The sequence below is a fragment of the Micromonospora ferruginea genome (assembly GCF_013694245.2).
Taxonomy (GTDB): domain Bacteria; phylum Actinomycetota; class Actinomycetes; order Mycobacteriales; family Micromonosporaceae; genus Micromonospora; species Micromonospora robiginosa.
The window spans coordinates 2,284,798-2,301,585 of record NZ_CP059322.2; the positions used below are offsets into that span (position 1 = coordinate 2,284,798).

A 16,788-nucleotide genomic window follows, 5' to 3' on the forward strand; every position below is an offset into this window, starting at 1 on the left:
TGCGCTCGCTCATGCGGTGGTGCCCCTTCGGGCCTCGCTGACGGTGAGCTGGCGGGGGTCGAGCACGTCGCGCAGCGCGTCGCCGACCAGGTTGAAGGCGAGCACGGTCAGGAAGATCGCCGCGCCCGGGAACACGCCCAGCCACCAGGCGTCGGTGACGAAGCCGCGCCCGTCGAACAGCATCCGCCCCCAGGCCGGCGCCGGCGGTTGGATGCCGAGGCCGAGGAAGGACAGCGCCGCCTCGGAGAGGATCGCGAACGCCAGCGACAGGGAGGTCTGCACGATCAGCGGCGCGGCGATGTTGGGCAGCACGTGCCGGCGCATGATGCGCAGGTCGGACGCGCCGATGGAGACGGCGGCCCGGACGAAGACCTGCTCGCGTACGGAGAGGACACCGGCCCGGGTGATCCGGGCGAAGATGGGCGTGTAGACCACGCCGATGGCGACCATCGCGGTGAGCAGGCCGGGGCCGAGCACCGCCACGATGGCCACCGCCAGCAGCAGCACCGGGAACGCGAACAGCACGTCCATGCAGCGCATCAGCACGCTGTCCAGCCAGCCCCGGTAGTAGCCGGCGAGCAGCCCGAGCGTCACGCCCGCGGCCAGTGCGATGCCGACGCTGACCACGCCGACCTCCAGCGAGACGCGGGCCGCGACCAGCACCCGGCTGAGCACGTCCCGGCCCAGCTCGTCGGTGCCGAACGGGTGCGCGCCGCTGGGCGGTCGCAGCATCGCGTCCACGTCGACGTCGTTGACCCCGGCCGGGGCGAGCCACGGGCCGAAGACGCCCACCACGACCAGCAGCAGTAGGACGAGCGTGCCGCCGACCGCGAGCGGGTCGCGGCGCAGCGCGTCCAGCACGCGACGGCCGGTGCTCTCGCTTGCGGCGCTCACTTGACCGTGATCCTCGGGTCGAGGCGGGCGTAGAGGATGTCCACCAGCAGGTTGACCAGCAGGAACAGCGCCGCGACGAGCAGCACCGCGCCCTGCAGGACGGGATAGTCGCGGGCCTGGACGGCGTCGAAGGTGAGCCGGCCGATGCCCGGCCAGGCGAACAGCACCTCGATCACGATCACACCGCCGAGCAGGCTGGCCAACTGCACCGCGACCACGGTGACCACCGGGATCAGCGCGTTGCGCAGCACGTGCCGCAGGATCACCACCCGGTTGCGCAGCCCCTTCGCCTCGGCGGTGCGGACGTAGTCGGCGGAGAGAACCTCCAGCACCGACGAGCGGATGAACCGGGTGAGGATCGACGCGGTGACCAGGCCGACGGTGACCGCCGGCAGGGCCACGTGGCTGGCCCACCGGCCCGGGTCCTCGGTCAGCGCCACGTAGCCCGACGGCGGCAGCCACCCCAGCACCCCGGCGAAGAGGATGATGCCCATGATGCCCATCCAGAAGTCCGGCACCGAGACGCCGAACTGGCTGAACACGCGGGCCGCGTGGTCGACCGCCGAGCCGCTGCGCACCGCCGCGACGATGCCCAGCGGGAACGCGACCAGCAGGGCGAACAGCACCGCGGTGACGGCCAGCGACAGCGTCGCCGGCAGCCGTTCCAGCACGATCCGGCTGACCGGCTGGCCGGTGCGGAAGCTGACCCCGAGGTCACCGGTGAGCGCGTGGCCGAGATAGCTGGCGTACTGCACCGGCAGCGGCTGGTCGAGGCCGGCGCGCGAGCGCAGCGCCTCGTACGTCTGCGGGTCGAAGCGGGTGCCGAGCGCCACCCGGACCGGGTCACCCGGCACCAGTTGCAGCAGCAGGAAGACCACCAGGGTCACCCCGAGCAGCACGACCGCCGACTGGAGGACCCGCCGCAGGACGAAGCGGGTCACTTGCCGAGGGCGACCGAGCGGAACCGGATCGCCCGGTCGCTGCGGACGTCGTAGCCGGAGACCTTCTTCGACCAGCCCTGCACCACGTCCGGGTTGTAGAGGTAGAGGTAGCTGGCGTCGTCGACGATCTGCTTCGCGGCCTGCTCGTACGCCTGCTTGCGGGCGTTCTGGTCGGTCTCGGTGCGGGCGGTGTCGAGCAGCTTGTCCACCGCCGGGTTGGCGTACTTGTGGAAGTTGAACGTGCCGCCGCTGTGGTGCTGGGCGTAGTAGAACTCGTCCGGGTCGACGTTGCCCAGCCAGCCGAGCATGAACCCGTCGAACTTCCCCTTCGCCTGCTCGTCGAGCCACTGGGCGAAGTCCAGCGTACGGATCTTCACGGTGATGCCGACGTCCTTGAGCTGCGCGGCGATGACCTGCGCGGCGGTGACCGTCTCCGGGTACTCGCTGGTGACCATCAGGTCCATGGTCAGGTTGCCGACGCCGGCCTGGCCGAGCATCTGCTTCGCCTTGGCCGGGTCGTGCGAGTAGGGCGCGTAGTCGTAGAAGAACGCGCTGTTGCGCGGGATGGCGGTCTGGTTGACCGTGGCGAGGCCGAACTTGGCCGCCTTGGTGATCGCCTCCCGGTCCAGGGCGTAGCCGATCGCGCGGCGGACCTCGGGGTTGTCGAACGGCTTGCGGGCCTCGTTGAGCGCCACGTACCAGTAGTCGGTCGACGGCGCCGACCTCACCACCGGGTCGTCGCCGTCGCGCAGCGACTTCACCTGCTGCGGCGGCAGGTTGTCGGTCCACTGCACCTGGCCGCTGCGCAGGTTCTGCAGCGCGACGGTGGGATCCTTGACGAAGGTGAAGGTGACGCCGTCCAGCTTCGGCTTGTCACCCCAGTAGGCGTCGTTGCGGACCAGCTTGATGCTGTCGCCGGAGGTGTAGCCGGCCACCTTGAACGGACCACTGCCGACCGGGGCGGTCTTGACCTTGCCGGACTCCACGTTGGCCTTCTCGACGATCGCGACGCCCTTGAAGCCGCCGAGGTTGGCCAGCAGGTTCGGGGTGGGCGCGCTCAGCGTCACCACGACGGTCGCCGGGTCGGGACCGGTCACCGACTTGACGGTGGCGAACTTGTAGGCGGTGTTCAGCTTCTGCTTGATGATCCGCTCGTACGAGTAGACGACGTCCTCCGAGGTCAGTGGCGACCCGTCGGAGAACGTCGCGCCGTCGCGCAGGGTGAACGTCCAGGTGAGCTGGTCGGCGCTGGTGGTCCACTTGGTGGCCAGCGAGGGCACCATCTTCAGGTCGGCGTCCGGCTCGACCAGGGTGTCGTAGACGTTCTCCAGCACCTGGAAGCTGTAGTAGGCCGAGGTCTTGTGCGGGTCGAGCTGGTCCGGTTCGCCACCGATGGCGGCGTTGAGGACGCCCCCCGCGCCCTTGGCGCCGCCGCCGTCACCGACGTCGACGGCCTCGCCGCCGGTGCATCCGGAGAGGACGCCGACCGTGAGGGTGAGTGCCGCGCCGATCACCCCGAGCTTGTTCCTGGACATTGGCCCCCCTGCCGCATTCCGAACAAAAGAAAGTTTCGGCCACTCTTGTCGCCGAGCAGGATGATGTCAAACGAATCGAGCCGAATCGACTGGTCGCGCGGTTGCCGGCCCGGGCTGAACGGTGGTTCAATCCACCTTCCGCCGCCGCGTGCTGGGAGGGCCGCCGTGAGCACACACGAGGTCGTCAACCAGGTTCCCCCGCTGGTCGGGCACGACACCGCCGACGATCCGGCGCTGCTCGACGGCCTGGCCCGCGAGGGCGCCGGCTGGGCCGCCGCCGGGCTGCACGAGCTGGGCCGGCTGGCCGGCGGTGAGGCGGCGACCGAGCACGGCCGGCTGGCCAACGAGCACCCGCCGGTGCTGCGCACCCACGACCGCCACGGCCACCGCGTCGACGAGGTGGAGTTCCACCCGTCCTGGCACGAGCTGATGCGTACCGCGGTCGGGCACGGCCTGCACGCCGCGCCGTGGGCCGACGACCGGCCCGGCGCGCACGTCGCCCGCGCCGCCGGCTTCTACGTCTGGCGGCCCGACGCCGGGCACGGCTGCCCGATCTCGATGACCTACGCGGCGGTGCCGGCGCTGCGGCACAGTCCCGAACTGGCCGCGCGCTACGAACCGCTGCTCACCAGCACCGAGTACGACTTCGGGCTGCGCCCGCCCACCGGTAAGCGCGGCCTGCTGGCCGGCATGTCGATGACCGAGAAGCAGGGCGGCTCGGACGTGCGCGCCAACACCACCACCGCCACGCCGCACGCCGACGGCAGCTACCGCCTGCTCGGGCACAAGTGGTTCACCTCCGCGCCGATGTGCGACCTGTTCCTCACGCTCGCCCAGGCGCCCGGCGGGCTCACCTGCTTCCTGGTCCCCCGCGTGCTGCCCGACGGCGCCCGCAACCCGATGCGGCTGATGCGGCTGAAGGACAAGCTCGGCAACCGCTCCAATGCCTCCGCCGAGATCGAGTACGAGCACGCGGTGGCGTGGCGGGTCGGCGACGAGGGCCGGGGCGTGCGCACCATCATCGACATGGTCAACCTGACCCGGCTGGACTGCGTGATCGGCGCGGCGGCCGGCATGCGTCAGGGCGTCACCACGGCCGTGCACCACACCACCCACCGGCGGGCCTTCGGCCGCTACCTGGCCGACCAGCCGCTGATGCGCAACGTCCTAGCCGACCTGGCGGTCGAGTCCGAGGCGGCCACCGTGCTGATGACGCGGCTGGCCGGCGCGACCGACCGCTCGGCGCGCGGCGACGACGGGGAGACCGCGTTCAAGCGGCTCGCCCTCGCGGTCGGCAAGTACTGGGTGTGCAAGCGCTGGCCGGGGCACGCCGCCGAGGCCCTGGAGTGCCTGGGCGGCAACGGCTACGTCGAGGAATCAGGCATGCCCCGGCTGTTCCGCGAGTCGCCGCTCAACTCGATCTGGGAGGGCTCCGGCAACGTCGCCGCGCTGGACGTGCTGCGCGCGCTCACCCGCGAGCCGCAGGTGCTGGCCGCGTACGAGGCGGAGGTGGCCGCCGCGGCCGGCGCGGACCGGCGTCTCGACGACGCGGTCCGGCGGGTGCGCGACGAACTGGCCGACCACACCGCCCTGGAGTTGCGGGCCCGGCGCGTGGTGGAGCGGCTCGCGCTGGTGCTGCAGGGCGCGCTGCTGGTCCGCCACGGCCACCCGGCCGTCGCCGACGCGTTCTGCGCGTCCCGCCTCGGCGGCGACCACGGCCAGGCGTACGGGACGCTGCCCGGCGGGGTCGACCTGGCCGCGATCATCGACCGGGCCACCCCGAAGGTCGGCTGAGCGTGCGCCTCGTCTCCACGCACGTCCACCCGGTGAAGTCCCTCGGCGGCGTCGACGTCGACCACGCCACGGTCGAGCCGTGGGGGCTGCGCCACGACCGGCGCTGGCTGCTCCTGCGGCCCGACGGCGAGGTGCTGACCGCCCGCACCGCGCCCCGGATGCTCGGCCTGACCGCCACGCCCGGACCGGGTTCGATCACGCTCAGCGACCGCGACGGCGGGTCCCTGACGGTCGCCGAGCCGGTCGACGGGCCGCCCGTCGCCACCGCGCTGTCCCGGTTGGACACGCTGCGGCTGGCCGCCGGCGAGGCGCACGACTGGCTCGGCGACCGGCTGGCGCAGCCGGTGCGGCTGGGCTGGCTGGACGACCCGCGACGCCGGCCGGTCTCGGCGGCGCACGGCGGCCGGCCCGGCGACCCGCTGAACCTCTCCGACGCCGGCCCGCTGCTGGCCGCCACGCTGCCGTCGCTGCGCCGGCTGCGCGACTGGATCGTGGAGGGCGCGCTGGAGCGGGGCGAGCCGGCGCCGGACCCGCTGCCGATGGCCCGGTTCCGCCCGACCGTCGTGCTCGACGGGCCGGTCGCGCCGTTCGCCGAGGACGACTGGACCCGGGTGCGGATCGGCGCGGTGGACTTCCGGGTCGCCGAACGCTGCGACCGCTGCTCGCTCACGCTGGTCGACCCGGTGACGCTCACCTCCGGCCGGGAGCCGATCCGCACGCTCGCGCGGCACCGGCGGCGGGACGGCAAGACCTGGTTCGGCGTACGGCTGATCCCGCTGGCGACCGGCGAGATCCGGGTCGGTGACCCGGTCGTCGCGAGCTGACCGGGGCGGCGCGGCCCCCTCGACGCGCCGTCGCCGGCCGACTCCCTCGACTGGCTGACCAGGACGCCTCGCCTGGTCACCCCCGTTCGACCAGGACGCTATCGACCGGCGCTAAGAATCCGCTAAGCGCTCGCGGGCATCGTCGCGGGGTCGATCCCGGCCCGCGCCCGGGCCTGCTCCTCCGCATCCCCGATCCGGGTGGCGATGTCGAGCGCCTCGCGGTGGCAGCGCAGCGCCGACCGGTGGTCACCGGCGAACCGGTACGCCTCCCCCAGCGTGTTCAACGCGTTCGCCCGCAGGTCCGGGCCGAGACCGTCGGCGAGTTCCACCGCCTCCGTGGCGGCCCGCACCGCGTCGGCGGGCCGGCCGGTGCGGGCGTAGCTGAACGCCAGGTTCGCCAACGCGTTGGCCTGACCGGGCCGGCTCCCGGTGCGGCGCTGGAACGCCAGCGCCCGCAAGGCGTACGGGATGGCCTCGGCGTGCCGGCCCAGCCGGGCGTGCAGCAGGCCGACGTTGTTCTCCACGCTCCCCAGGCCGGGGCCGCCGACGACACGTTGCAGCGACAGCGCCCGCAGCGCCTGCGCCAGTGCCTCCTCGTCCCGGCCGGCGAGGTGCAGGTCGACGCTGAGGCCGCTCAACGCCGACGCCTCCCACTGGCCGTCGCGCAGCGCGCGGAACAGCGTGACGGCCCGCCGGTACTCGCCGATCGCGTCCTCGTGCCGGCCGAGCCGGCGGAACACCATGGCGAGGTGGTGGCGGGTGGCCGCCTCACCGCCGGGCTGGTCGAGCCGGACGTGGCGGTCCAACGCGTCGTGCAGGCACTCCAGCGCCTGGTCCGTCCGGCCGGCGGTCTCGTAGGCCTGACCCAGCGTGGTCAGCGTGTGCGCCTCGGCGACCGGGTCGTCGAGGTGTCGGGCCGCCGCCGCGGCGGCGCGCAGCGTCACCAGCGCGTCGTCGACCTGCCCCCGGCGCACCAGGTAGGGCTGGAGCAGGTGCGCCAGCACCACCGCGTTGCGCCACGACGGCAGGTCCGCCGCGCCGTGGATCACCGCCCGCAGGTTCACGAACTCCGCGTCGAGCCAGCGCAGCGCCGCCTCCTCGTCCCCGAAACCGGGCGCGGGCGCCGCGGGCTCCGGCGGTCGTCCGACCGGGGGCAGCGGGAAACGGCGGATCAGTCGGGTGGCCCGGTCTGCCGTGGCCACGTACCAGTCGACGAGCCGGCGCCGGGCCGCGGCGGTCTCGTCCGGCGTCGCCGCCGCCTGCCGGGCGGCGTAGCGGCGGAGCAGGTCGTGCAGCTCGTAGCGGCCGGGCCGCACCTGCTGCACCAGGTGCTCGTCGAGCAACGCCTCCAGGTCCCGCTCCGTGTCCACCGGGTCGCCGCCGACCAGCGCCGCCGTCGACGCCGCCGTCACGTCGTCGCCGAGGTGGACGCCGAGCAGCCGGAACAGCCGCTGCCGGCCGGGCGGCAGCGCGCGGTAGGACAGGGCGAAGACGTCCTCGACGCCGCGGGCGCCGACGGCGAACTCGGCCAGCCCCCGGTCGGCGTCGCTGAGGCGCGCCAGCAGGTGCCCGACCCGCCACGCCGGCCGTCCGCGCAGCCGCCGGCCGGCGACCGCGACGGCCAACGGCAGGTGCCCGCACCGGCCCGCCAGCTCCTCCACCGAGGCCGGCTCGGCGGTGACCCGGTCCCGGCCGAGCATCCCGGTCAGCAACTCCCGCGCCTCGGTCGGGCTGAACACGTCGAGCGTGACGACGCAGGCGCCGTCCAGGGCCAGGGCGCGCCGACTGGTCACGATCACCAGGCAGCCCGCGGTGGCGGGCAGCAGCGGCGACACCTGGCTCTCGTCCGCGGCGTCGTCCAGCACCAGCACCACCCGCCGGTCGGCCAGCCGGTCGCGCAGCAGCACCGCGCGGTCGTCGACGGACTCCGGGATCGCCGGCGCGGGCACCCCGAGCCGGCGCAGCAACGACTCCAGCACCGCGCCGGGGGCGGCCGGCGCCGACTCGGCGCTGAACCCGTGCAGGTCGAGATAGAACTGCCCGTCCGGGTACGCGGCCGCGAGCCGGTGGGCGGCGTGCACCGCGAACCGGGTCTTGCCCACGCCGGCCATGCCCTCGACGACGACGATCGGCACCGCGCCGGCCGACGCGTCCCGCGCCAGCCACCGGCGCAACGTGCGCAGTTCCCGCTCCCGGCCGACGAAGTCGGCGATGTCCGGTGGGAGCTGGCGGTGGGCGCTGGCCGGCGCCGCGGCGACGTGCGCCGGGCCGGCCGGGCCGGGCTCGCCGGCCAGGATCCGCCGGTGCAGCTCCTGGGTCGGCACGGCCGGCTCGATGCCCAGTTCCCGGACCAGTCGAGCGCGCAGGTCCCGGTAGGCGGCCAGCGCGTCGGCCGGCCGGCCGAGCCGGTCGTGCACCGTCATCAGGTGCCGGTGGAGCCGCTCGTCCAGCGGACGCTCACCGATCAGGGCGCCCAGCTCGGCGACCAGGCCGTTGAGCCGCCCGTCGGCGATGCGCGCGTCGACCAGCTCGGTGGCCGCGTCCAGGCGCGCCTCGTGCAACGTGGCGGCGGTCGCCTCGATCGACCGGCCGGTGAGACCGCTGAACGCCGGCCCGCGCCAGCGCCCCAGCGCGACGTCCAGCAGTCGGAGCGCCGCCGCGTTGTCGCCGGTCGCCCGCGCGGCCGCCGCGGCGGCCACCTCGTCGGCGAACTGCCGCAGGTCGAGCCCGTCCGGCGCGGTGTGCAGCAGGTAGGCCGACGGCCGGGTGACGATCGGGGCGGCGGCCCTTCCGCCGGGCGCCAGCCGGCGGCGCAGCTCGGAGATGATGCCCTGCACCTGCACCCGGTAGGACCGTGGGGGCCGGTCCCGCCACAGCTCCGCCACGAAGCCGTCGACCGGGACCGGCTGGTCGGCGTGGCACAGCAGCAGCGCCAGGGCCACCGCGTGCTGCGGCCCACCCACCGCGACCGGCTCGCCGTGGCGCTCGACGGTGAGCGGCCCGAGCACCCGGAAGTAGAGCTCGTCGTCGGCCGGCCCGGTCGACGGGTCATCTGACGGGGCTGGCACGCCTGAAATCTATCAACGCGCCCCGGGACCGTCCGGTCCGAGCGCGCGGGCCCGCCACTCCTCGGCCAGGACGGCGAAGACGAGCTGGTCGGCCCACTCGCCGCGGAACCGGTAGCTGCGCACGTGCCGGGCCTCGCGCCGCAGGCCGAGCCGGGTGAGCAGCCGGGCGGACGCCTCGTTGCCGGCGTGGCACCGGGCCACCACCCGGTGCAGCCCGAACTCCGCGAAGCCCCAGTCCAGCAGCGCCGCGGCCGCCTCGGTGGCCAGGCCACGGCCGCCGTGCTCCGGGTGCAGCACGTAGCCGAGTTCGGCGGTGCGGTCGGCGCGGCTGCGCCAGACCAGCTCCACCGCGCCGATCACCCGGTCGCCGACGACCACGGCCAGCGTCAGGCAGTCGCCCTCCGCGCGCCACGCGTCCTCGGTCGCCATCGCGGCCACCGACGCGCGGGACTCCGCCCGGGTACGTTCCGTCGCGCCGAGCATCCAGCGGACCACGTCGGGACGGCGCTGCCAGGCGTGCACGTCGTCGAGGTCGTCCAGGATGACCGGCCGCAGCAGGAGCCGCTCCGTGCGCAGCGGGTAGGTCGGGTGAGCCATCCCGCGATGGTAGGTCGGCCTAGGGTGGACCCCATGGGCGTTCCCGCCGACGACCGCAATCCGCTCACCCGGCTCACGCTCGAGCAGCTCCGCCTGCGCACCAGTGTCAAGTGGCGCCTGCACCCGCCGGACGTGCTGCCGCTGTGGGTGGCGGAGCAGGACGTGCCGCTGGCCCCGCCGGTGGCCGACGCGCTGCGCCGCGCGGTCGACCTGGGTGACACCGGCTACCCGCACGGGACCGGGTACGCGGAGGCGGTCGGCGGGTTCGCCGCCCGGCGCTGGGGCTGGGCCGACTTCCCGGTCGGCCGCAGCGCGCTGGTGCCCGACGTGATGATGGGCGTGGTCGAGGTGCTGCGGCTGGTCACCGACCCGGGTGACGCGGTGGTGGTCTGTCCTCCCGTCTACCCGCCGTTCTACGCGTTCGTCACGCACGCCGACCGGCGGGTGGTGGAGGCTCCGCTCGGGCCGGACCTGCGGCTGGACCCCGCCGCGCTGGACGAGGCGTTCCGCCGGGCCCGCGCGTACGGCGGGCGGCCGGCGTTCCTGCTCTGCAACCCGCACAACCCGACCGGGGTGGTGCACCGCGACGACGAGCTGGCGGCGGTCGCCGAGCTGGCCGCCCGGCACGGCGTCCGGGTGGTCTCCGACGAGATCCACTCCCCGCTGGCGCTGGCCGGCGCGCGGTTCACCCCGTACCTCACGGTGCCCGGCGCCGACGACGCGTTCGCCCTGCTCTCGGCGTCCAAGGCGTGGAACCTGGCGGGTCTCAAGGCGGCGCTGGCGGTCGCCGGGCCGGCGGCCGCCGCCGACCTGGCCCGGATGCCGGAGGAGGTCAGCCACGGTCCCAGCCACCTCGGGGTGCTCGCGCACACCGCCGCGTTCCGCGACGGCGGGCCCTGGCTGGACCTGCTGCTCGACGGGCTCGACGCCAACCGCGCGCTGCTCGGGGCGCTGCTGGCCGAGCACCTGCCCGAGGTGTCCTGGCACCGTCCCGAGGGGACGTTCCTGGCCTGGTTGGACTGCACCCGCCTGGGCGTGCCCACCGAGGCGCCGGCGGACGGGCCGGGGGTGGCCAGCGACCTGGCCGGCCCGGCGCGGATGTTCCTGGACGACGCGCGGGTGGCGCTCAGCTCCGGGCACGTCTTCGGCGCGGGCGGCGCCGGTTTCGTCCGGCTCAACTTCGCCACCTCGCCGGCCGTGCTGACCGATGCGGTGACCCGGATGGGCCGGGCGGTCCGCCGCCGGTCACCCGGGTGACCCGGCGACGCGTACCCGGTCGCTGTCCCCGTCGGACAGGAACGACGCCAGCGCCCGGCCCTCCCGGCCGACGTCGGCGCGCTCGACGCGGCCCAGCGGGCGCAGCGGGGTGACGGCGACGGTGCCGGCCTCCACGGTCCAGGTCGCCGCCACCCGACCGTCCACCAGCACCATCCGGGCCCCGGCGACGGAGAGGCCGCGGTGGGCGTCGTCGATGATGCGACCACGGTCGTGGTAGCCGAGCACGGCGTTGTCGAAGGCGGGTAGGAACCGCACCGGGGCGGGGGTGCCGGGGTCCGGGCGCGGCGCGTCGGGCAGGTCGAGCAGCACCCGCCCCCGTACATCGTGGAACGTCACCAGCTCGTCACGGACCGCGGCCACCGCCGCGGGCAGTCCGGCCAGCCCACACCAGGCACGCAGGTCCGACGAGGTCGCCGGGCCGTACGCGGCCAGGTAGCGCCGGACCAGCTCCCGCCCGACCCGGTCGCCGCCGTCCGGGTCGGGCGGGTCGACGTCCCGGCCCAGCCAGTGCGCGAGCGCCACCACGCGGACGCCGCCGCCGGTCCGCCACAGCCCGCGCGGCGGCGCCTGCGCGGTCGGGACCAGGGCGATCGCCATCTCGCCCAGCGCCCGCCGGTCCGGCGCGGACCAGCGGGCGGCGAGCGCCCGCACCACCTCGGCCGTGGTGCGGGGCTCGCCGTCGGCCAGCACCGCCCGGACGGCGGCGGCGAGGTCGTCGAGGTCCACCCCGTCGAACTCGCCGCGGTACACGCCGAGCACCCGCTGGCGCAGCATGCCGTCGTGGCGAGAGCGCCAGGCCAGCACGTCGTCCGCGGTGAGCAGGTGCACGGTGCGGCGCATCAGGTGGGTACGCACCAGCCGTCGCCGCGCCAGCAGGTCGGACACCGCGGCCGGGTCGGCGTCGCGCAACCGCGACCAGAGCCCGACGTACGGCTCCTGCGGCTCCTGCGCCTGCAGCCCGCACAGGTGCGCCACGGCGTCGTCGGCCGGCAGGGCGGCGCGGTCGAGCAGGAGCTGACGGGCCAGGGTGGCCCGGTTGAGGGCCCGGTCGTCGAGCACGGTCATCCAGGCTGCTCCGTCCGTTCCGCCGGCCGGTTCACGCGGCGGCCCGCCGGTCCAGCGTCTCGCGCAGGATCTCCGCGTGCCCGGTGTGCTGGCGGGTCTCGGAGAGCACGTGCATCAGCACCTCACGCACGCTCAGCGTCGTGCCGGGCTCCTGCCAGGGCACGTCCGGCACCTGGTGTCGCGCCGACAGGTCGTCGACGCCGGCCACGATCTCCTCGGTGCGGGCAGCCACCCGGGCGTACCGGTCGAGGATGGCGGGCAGCGTGTCCTCGGGCAGCATCTGGAAGGTCCGTTCCCGGTCGATCGCCCACTGTGGCAGCTCGCGTGCGGTGCCGGACATGAACTGCTCCCAGGTGACGCCGTCGGGGAGCGTGAAGGTCATCACCGCCGGACCCTCGACCACGAACCGCAACCAGGCCTCCTCGCCGGAGGCCACGTGCTTGAGCACGCCGCCCAGGCAGAGCGCGCTGACGGTGGGACACTCGCCGGCCTGGGCGTCGGTGAGGTCGCGCACGGTGGCGGTCAGCGCGGCCCGGGCGCCGGCGAGCGCGGTGAGCAGGGCGGCACGTTCGGCGTCGAGGGCGGCGGCGTTAGCGGTGGGGACGGTCATGGTCGTCGGTTCCTTCCGGCTGCGGATCGGTACGGGGACACGCTCGCAGCCGTAGCGGTCATTTTCTGTCCGCTTCTCCGGGCAGAATGCGCGGCATGACGACCACCTCCGCGCGGCTGCTCTCGCTGCTGTCGCTGTTGCAGGCGCGCCGCGACTGGCCGGGCGCGGTGCTCGCCGACCGGCTCGGGGTCAGCCCGCGTACCGTCCGACGCGACGTCGACCGGCTGCGCGAGCTGGGCTATCCGATCGTGAGCACCAAAGGTCCGGACGGGGGCTACCGGTTGGGCGCCGGCTCGGCGCTGCCGCCGCTGCTCTTCGACGACGAGCAGGCGGTCGCGCTCACGGTGGCGCTGCAGACCGCCGCCACCACCGTCACCGGCATCGAGGAGGCCGCCGCACGCGCGCTGACCACGGTGCGGCAGGTGATGCCGGCGCGGCTGCGCCACCGCGTCGACGCGCTGCGGGTCGTCGCCGTGGAGCGGGCCGGGTCACCGACGAAACCGCGCGTCGAGCCGGCCCTGCTGATGGCGCTCAGCGCCGCCGTGCACGCCCGCGAGGAGCTGCGGTTCGACTACCCGCCCGCGCCGGACGCCGCCCCGGCCGACGGCGCCCCGCCGCGCCGGACGCAGCCGCACCACCTGGTCACCTGGGGTGGACGCTGGTATCTCGTGGCCTGGGACCTGGACCGCGCCGACTGGCGCACGTTCCGGGTCGACCGGATCAGCCCGCGCACCCCCACCGGCCCCCGGTTCACGCCGCGCGAGCTGCCCGGCGGGGACGTGGCCGCCTTCGTCGCCGACCGCTTCCAGGGGACCACCGGCCCGGGCGACTGGCCGTGCCGGGGTGAGGTGATCCTCGACCTGCCGGCCCGGACGGTCTCCGCGTGGACCCGCGACGGCGTCATCGAGGAACTCGGCCCGGACCGCTGCCGCCTGGTGCTGGGCGCCTGGTCCTGGCCGGGCCTGGCCGCCGTGCTCGGCCGCTACGACGCCGACATCGCGGTGGTCGGCCCACCCGAGCTGCGAACCGCCTTCGCCCACCTGGCCCGCCGCTACACCGCAGCCGCCCACCCCGGCCCTGACCCTGACCCTGACCCTGACCCTGACCCCGGCCCCGGCCCCGGCCCCGGCCCCGGCCCCGGCCCCGGCCCCGGCCCCGGCCCCGGCCCCGGCCCCAGCCCCAGCCCCAGCCCCAGCCCCAGCCCCAGCCCCAGCCCCAGCCCCAGCCCCAGCCCCAGCCCCAGCCCCAGCGATCATGCACTTTCGGCCCACGATATGCCGGGAAAGTCCCTTGCGCCCGGGCAGCAAGTGCAAGATCGGCGGGAGGCGGGAGGCGGGACGCGGGACGCGGGAGGCGGGACGCGGGAGGCGGGACGCGGGAGGCGGGACGCGGGAGGCGGGACGCGGGAGGCGGGAGGCGGGAGGCGGGGGTCACGGGTGTGGGGGTGGGGGTGGGGGTGGGGGTGGGGGTGGGCGGGTGTGGGAGCGCCGGGACGGCCAGGCGTGCGGCCAGGTGTCGGGCCAGCTCTCGTCCTCGGCGGCCGGGTCGCGAGCCTGCGAACCGGCCACCCGGCGGGCGAGGCGCTCGGCGACGTCGGCGACATCCGCGGCGGACAGGTAGACCCATCGTGTCGACCACGGCGCCAACGCCTCGCCGGCGAGCGCCGCGGCGCGGTCCTCCGGAAGCCCGACGGCGGTGAGCAGCCAGACGAGCATCCGGTGGCACGACCCCTGCCAGCAGTCCGGGTCCTCGGCCCAGGCCGACCCGGCGGTCAGCAACTCGGCGAACGCCACCTCCCAGGCCGCGACGGCCTGCTCCGGCCCGCCGAGTGCCGCGGCCCGCAGCGCCGGCAGCAACCGGTCGAACCGCTCGGCCACCTCCTCCAGCCAGCGTCGCCAGTCCACGAGCGCCGAGGCGACCCGGGCGAGGAAGAGCGGAGGCCCCCGCCTGTCCGCAGATCGGAGCCAAGCCCGTGAATCCGTCCGTCACCAGCGTCTTCGTTCTCCCCGAACGTCTCTCGGCGAAGGCCGGTCCCGCCCTCGTCGCCGACGACGAGCGGCACTTCGCGGTCATCGCGGAGAGCCTGCGACGGTCGATCGCCGACCTGTCCGAGCGGCTCGACACCGAGCGCCGCGGCGCGGCCGGCAAGGGCCGGCAGGCCGTCGACCGGGACCAGGAGGTCCGCCGGTTGAGCGCGCGCCTGCGTACCCTGCGCCGTTACGGCCTGGACCTCTGCCTCGGCCGGATGGTCGCCGCGGACGGCGCCGAGCCGGTGTACGTGGGACGGCTGGGCCTCACCGACGGCGCGGGCGGCCGGCTGCTGCTGGACTGGCGCTCCCCCGCCGCCGAGCCGTTCTTCGGCGCCACCCACGCCAACCCGATGGGCCTGGCGAGCCGCCGCCGCTACCGGTGGACCGAGGGACGGATCACCGACTACTGGGACGAGGTGTTCACTGTCGACGGGCTGGCCGGGCACGCCGCCCTCGACGACCAGTCCGCGTTCGTCGCCAGCCTCGCCGGCACCCGCTCGGCCCGGATGCGCGACGTGCTCGGCACCATCCAGGCCGACCAGGACGCCATCATCCGGGCCGGCTCACGGGGCACGCTGGTGGTCGACGGCGGGCCGGGCACCGGCAAGACGGTCGTCGCGCTGCACCGCACCGCGTACCTGCTGCACGCCGACCCGCGCCTCGGCGAGCGCCGGGGCGGGGTGCTGGTCGTCGGGCCGCACCAGCCCTACCTGAACTACGTCTCCGACGTCCTGCCCAGCCTCGGCGAGGAGGAGGTGCAGATCTGCACGCTGCGCGACCTCGTCCCCGAGGGCGCGGCGGCGACCGCCGAGACGGACCCGGAGGTGGCCCGGCTGAAGGCGTCCGCGGAGCTGGTCGGCGCGGTCGAGGCTGCGGTGCGGTTCTACGAGGAGCCGCCCACCACCGGGCTGACGGTCGCGCTCGACGACGCCGCGCTGCGGCTGACCGCCGGCGACTGGGCGGACGCGTTCGCGGCGGCCGGGCCCGGCGCCGCGCACAACGAGGCCCGCGACGACGTCTGGGACGAACTGCTCACCATCCTGCTGCGACGCTACGACGGCGACGCGCCGGAGCACGCGGTCCGCCGGTCGCTGGCCGGCAACCGGGAGCTGGTCGCGGCGTTCGGCCGGGCCTGGCCGCTGCTCGACCCGGCGGACGTGGTCGCGGACCTGTGGTCGGTGCCGGCCTACCTGCACCGCTGTGCCCCGTGGCTGAGCGTGGACGACATCCGGACGCTGCGGCGCGCCGACGCCCGGGCCTGGACGGTAGCCGACCTGCCGCTGCTGGACGCGGCGCGGCAGCGGGTCGGCGATCCGGAGGCGTCCCGGCGGCGGCGGCGCAACGACGCGGCCCTCGCCGCGCAGCGGGAACGGATGGACGCCGTGGTGGACGCGCTGGTCGCGACGCACGCCTACGACGACGGCGAGGGGCTGATGACCATGCTGCGCGGCGAGGACATGCGGACCAGCCTGGTGGACGCCAGCGGGCTGGCCGTCGCCGACCCGGACCTGCTGGCCGGGCCGTTCGCGCACGTCGTGGTGGACGAGGCGCAGGAGCTGACCGACGCCGAGTGGCAGATGCTGCTGCTGCGCTGCCCGTCGTGCAGCTTCACCGTGGTCGGCGACCGGGCCCAGGCCCGGCACGGGTTCGCCGAGTCGTGGCGGCAGCGGCTGGAACGGATCGGGTTGGACCGGATCGAGCTGGCCTCGCTGACCGTCAACTACCGCACCCCGGCGCAGGTGATGGCGGAGGCCGAGCCGGTCATCCGGGCCGTGCTGCCGGACGCCAACGTGCCGACGTCCATCCGCACCGGGGGCCTGCCGGTGCGCCACGGCAGCCGCGCGGAGCTGGACGAGGTGGTGCGCGACTGGCTCGCCGCGCACGCCGAGGGCGTCGCCTGCGTCATCGGCGAGCCCGCGTTCCCGGCGTCGGCCCGGGTCCGGTCGCTGACCCCGGAGCTGGCCAAGGGGTTGGAGTTCGACCTGGTGGTGCTGGTCGAGCCGGAGGCGTTCGGCGACGGGATCGCCGGGGCGGTGGACCGCTACGTCGCGATGACCCGGGCCACCGGGCAGCTGGTGGTCCTCGCCGGCGGTGGCGGCGTGGACGCCCCCGTCGGCGGGACTCAGCCGCCCGGCGCCCGGTAGCCGCGCGG

The 16,788-nt window shown here is 75.3% G+C and carries 11 protein-coding genes and 1 pseudogene; 5 read left to right on the forward strand and 7 right to left on the reverse strand.

Annotation, left to right across the window (positions count from 1 at the left end):
• Positions 1-9: 9 nt before the first annotated feature.
• From H1D33_RS10140 to H1D33_RS10150, 3 genes are read right to left on the reverse strand one after another with little or no spacing between them, the layout of a single operon-like run.
• The gene (locus H1D33_RS10140) at positions 10-894 is read right to left on the reverse strand and encodes an ABC transporter permease (protein WP_181568309.1); all 885 of its coding nucleotides are present in this window, start codon (positions 892-894) and stop codon (positions 10-12) included.
• Entirely contained in the window at positions 891-1,835 is a 945-nt protein-coding gene (locus H1D33_RS10145) for an ABC transporter permease (protein ID WP_181568308.1), read from the reverse strand. Before H1D33_RS10145 ends, H1D33_RS10140 begins: the two co-directional genes overlap by 4 nt.
• Positions 1,832-3,370 carry an ABC transporter substrate-binding protein gene (locus tag H1D33_RS10150; protein ID WP_181568307.1) on the reverse strand — a complete coding sequence of 513 codons (1,539 nt, stop codon included), beginning with the start codon at positions 3,368-3,370 and terminating at the stop codon, positions 1,832-1,834. The genes H1D33_RS10145 and H1D33_RS10150 overlap by 4 nt, the downstream gene beginning before the upstream one ends.
• Before the next feature lie 165 nt (positions 3,371-3,535).
• Between H1D33_RS10150 and H1D33_RS10155 the strand changes: the two genes are divergently transcribed.
• Positions 3,536-5,164, forward strand: a complete 1,629-nt coding sequence (locus H1D33_RS10155; protein WP_181568306.1) for an acyl-CoA dehydrogenase family protein — start codon at positions 3,536-3,538, stop codon at positions 5,162-5,164.
• Positions 5,165-5,166: 2 nt separating this feature from the next.
• Positions 5,167-5,988 (forward strand): MOSC domain-containing protein, encoded by an 822-nt coding sequence (locus H1D33_RS10160; RefSeq protein WP_181568305.1) that lies wholly within the window; start codon positions 5,167-5,169, stop codon positions 5,986-5,988.
• Positions 5,989-6,110: 122 nt separating this feature from the next.
• Here the strand turns inward: H1D33_RS10160 and H1D33_RS10165 are convergent, their stop codons facing one another.
• Positions 6,111-9,056, reverse strand: coding sequence for an AfsR/SARP family transcriptional regulator (locus H1D33_RS10165; RefSeq protein WP_181568304.1), 2,946 nt, complete (start codon positions 9,054-9,056; stop codon positions 6,111-6,113).
• A gap of 12 nt (positions 9,057-9,068) precedes the next feature.
• A complete protein-coding gene (locus H1D33_RS10170) occupies positions 9,069-9,653 on the reverse strand; it encodes a GNAT family N-acetyltransferase (protein ID WP_181568303.1) in 585 nt (194 codons plus the stop codon).
• Positions 9,654-9,686: 33 nt separating this feature from the next.
• Between H1D33_RS10170 and H1D33_RS10175 the strand changes: the two genes are divergently transcribed.
• Positions 9,687-10,910, forward strand: coding sequence for a MalY/PatB family protein (locus H1D33_RS10175; RefSeq protein WP_181568302.1), 1,224 nt, complete (start codon positions 9,687-9,689; stop codon positions 10,908-10,910).
• On the opposite strand, the gene H1D33_RS10180 is transcribed toward H1D33_RS10175, so the two are convergent.
• Both H1D33_RS10180 and H1D33_RS10185 read right to left on the reverse strand, forming a co-directional pair.
• Complete coding sequence (locus tag H1D33_RS10180; protein ID WP_181568301.1) at positions 10,899-11,996, reverse strand: winged helix DNA-binding domain-containing protein; 1,098 nt, start codon at positions 11,994-11,996, stop codon at positions 10,899-10,901. The genes H1D33_RS10175 and H1D33_RS10180 overlap by 12 nt on opposite strands.
• Before the next feature lie 31 nt (positions 11,997-12,027).
• Positions 12,028-12,606, reverse strand: a complete 579-nt coding sequence (locus H1D33_RS10185) for a mycothiol transferase (RefSeq protein ID WP_181568300.1) — start codon at positions 12,604-12,606, stop codon at positions 12,028-12,030.
• 95 nt (positions 12,607-12,701) lie between these two features.
• On the opposite strand from H1D33_RS10185, the pseudogene H1D33_RS10190 reads away from it, so the two are divergent.
• Both H1D33_RS10190 and helR read left to right on the forward strand, forming a co-directional pair.
• A pseudogene (locus H1D33_RS10190) lies at positions 12,702-13,688 on the forward strand (helix-turn-helix transcriptional regulator); the annotation flags it as partial.
• Between the two features lie 890 nt (positions 13,689-14,578).
• A complete protein-coding gene (helR, locus tag H1D33_RS10195) occupies positions 14,579-16,780 on the forward strand; it encodes an RNA polymerase recycling motor ATPase HelR (protein WP_181568299.1) in 2,202 nt (733 codons plus the stop codon).
• The last annotated feature ends 8 nt before the right edge of the window (positions 16,781-16,788 follow it).

Excerpts from the sequence above, each read along its gene's own strand:
- H1D33_RS10175 (WP_181568302.1), top strand. The coding sequence starts at position 9,687 with ATGGGCGTTCCCGCCGACGACCGCAATCCGCTCACCCGGCTCACGCTC.
- H1D33_RS10185 (WP_181568300.1), bottom strand. The coding sequence starts at position 12,606 with ATGACCGTCCCCACCGCTAACGCCGCCGCCCTCGACGCCGAACGTGCC.
- H1D33_RS10180 (WP_181568301.1), bottom strand. The coding sequence starts at position 11,996 with ATGACCGTGCTCGACGACCGGGCCCTCAACCGGGCCACCCTGGCCCGT.
- H1D33_RS10150 (WP_181568307.1), bottom strand. The coding sequence starts at position 3,370 with ATGTCCAGGAACAAGCTCGGGGTGATCGGCGCGGCACTCACCCTCACG.
- H1D33_RS10170 (WP_181568303.1), bottom strand. The coding sequence starts at position 9,653 with ATGGCTCACCCGACCTACCCGCTGCGCACGGAGCGGCTCCTGCTGCGG.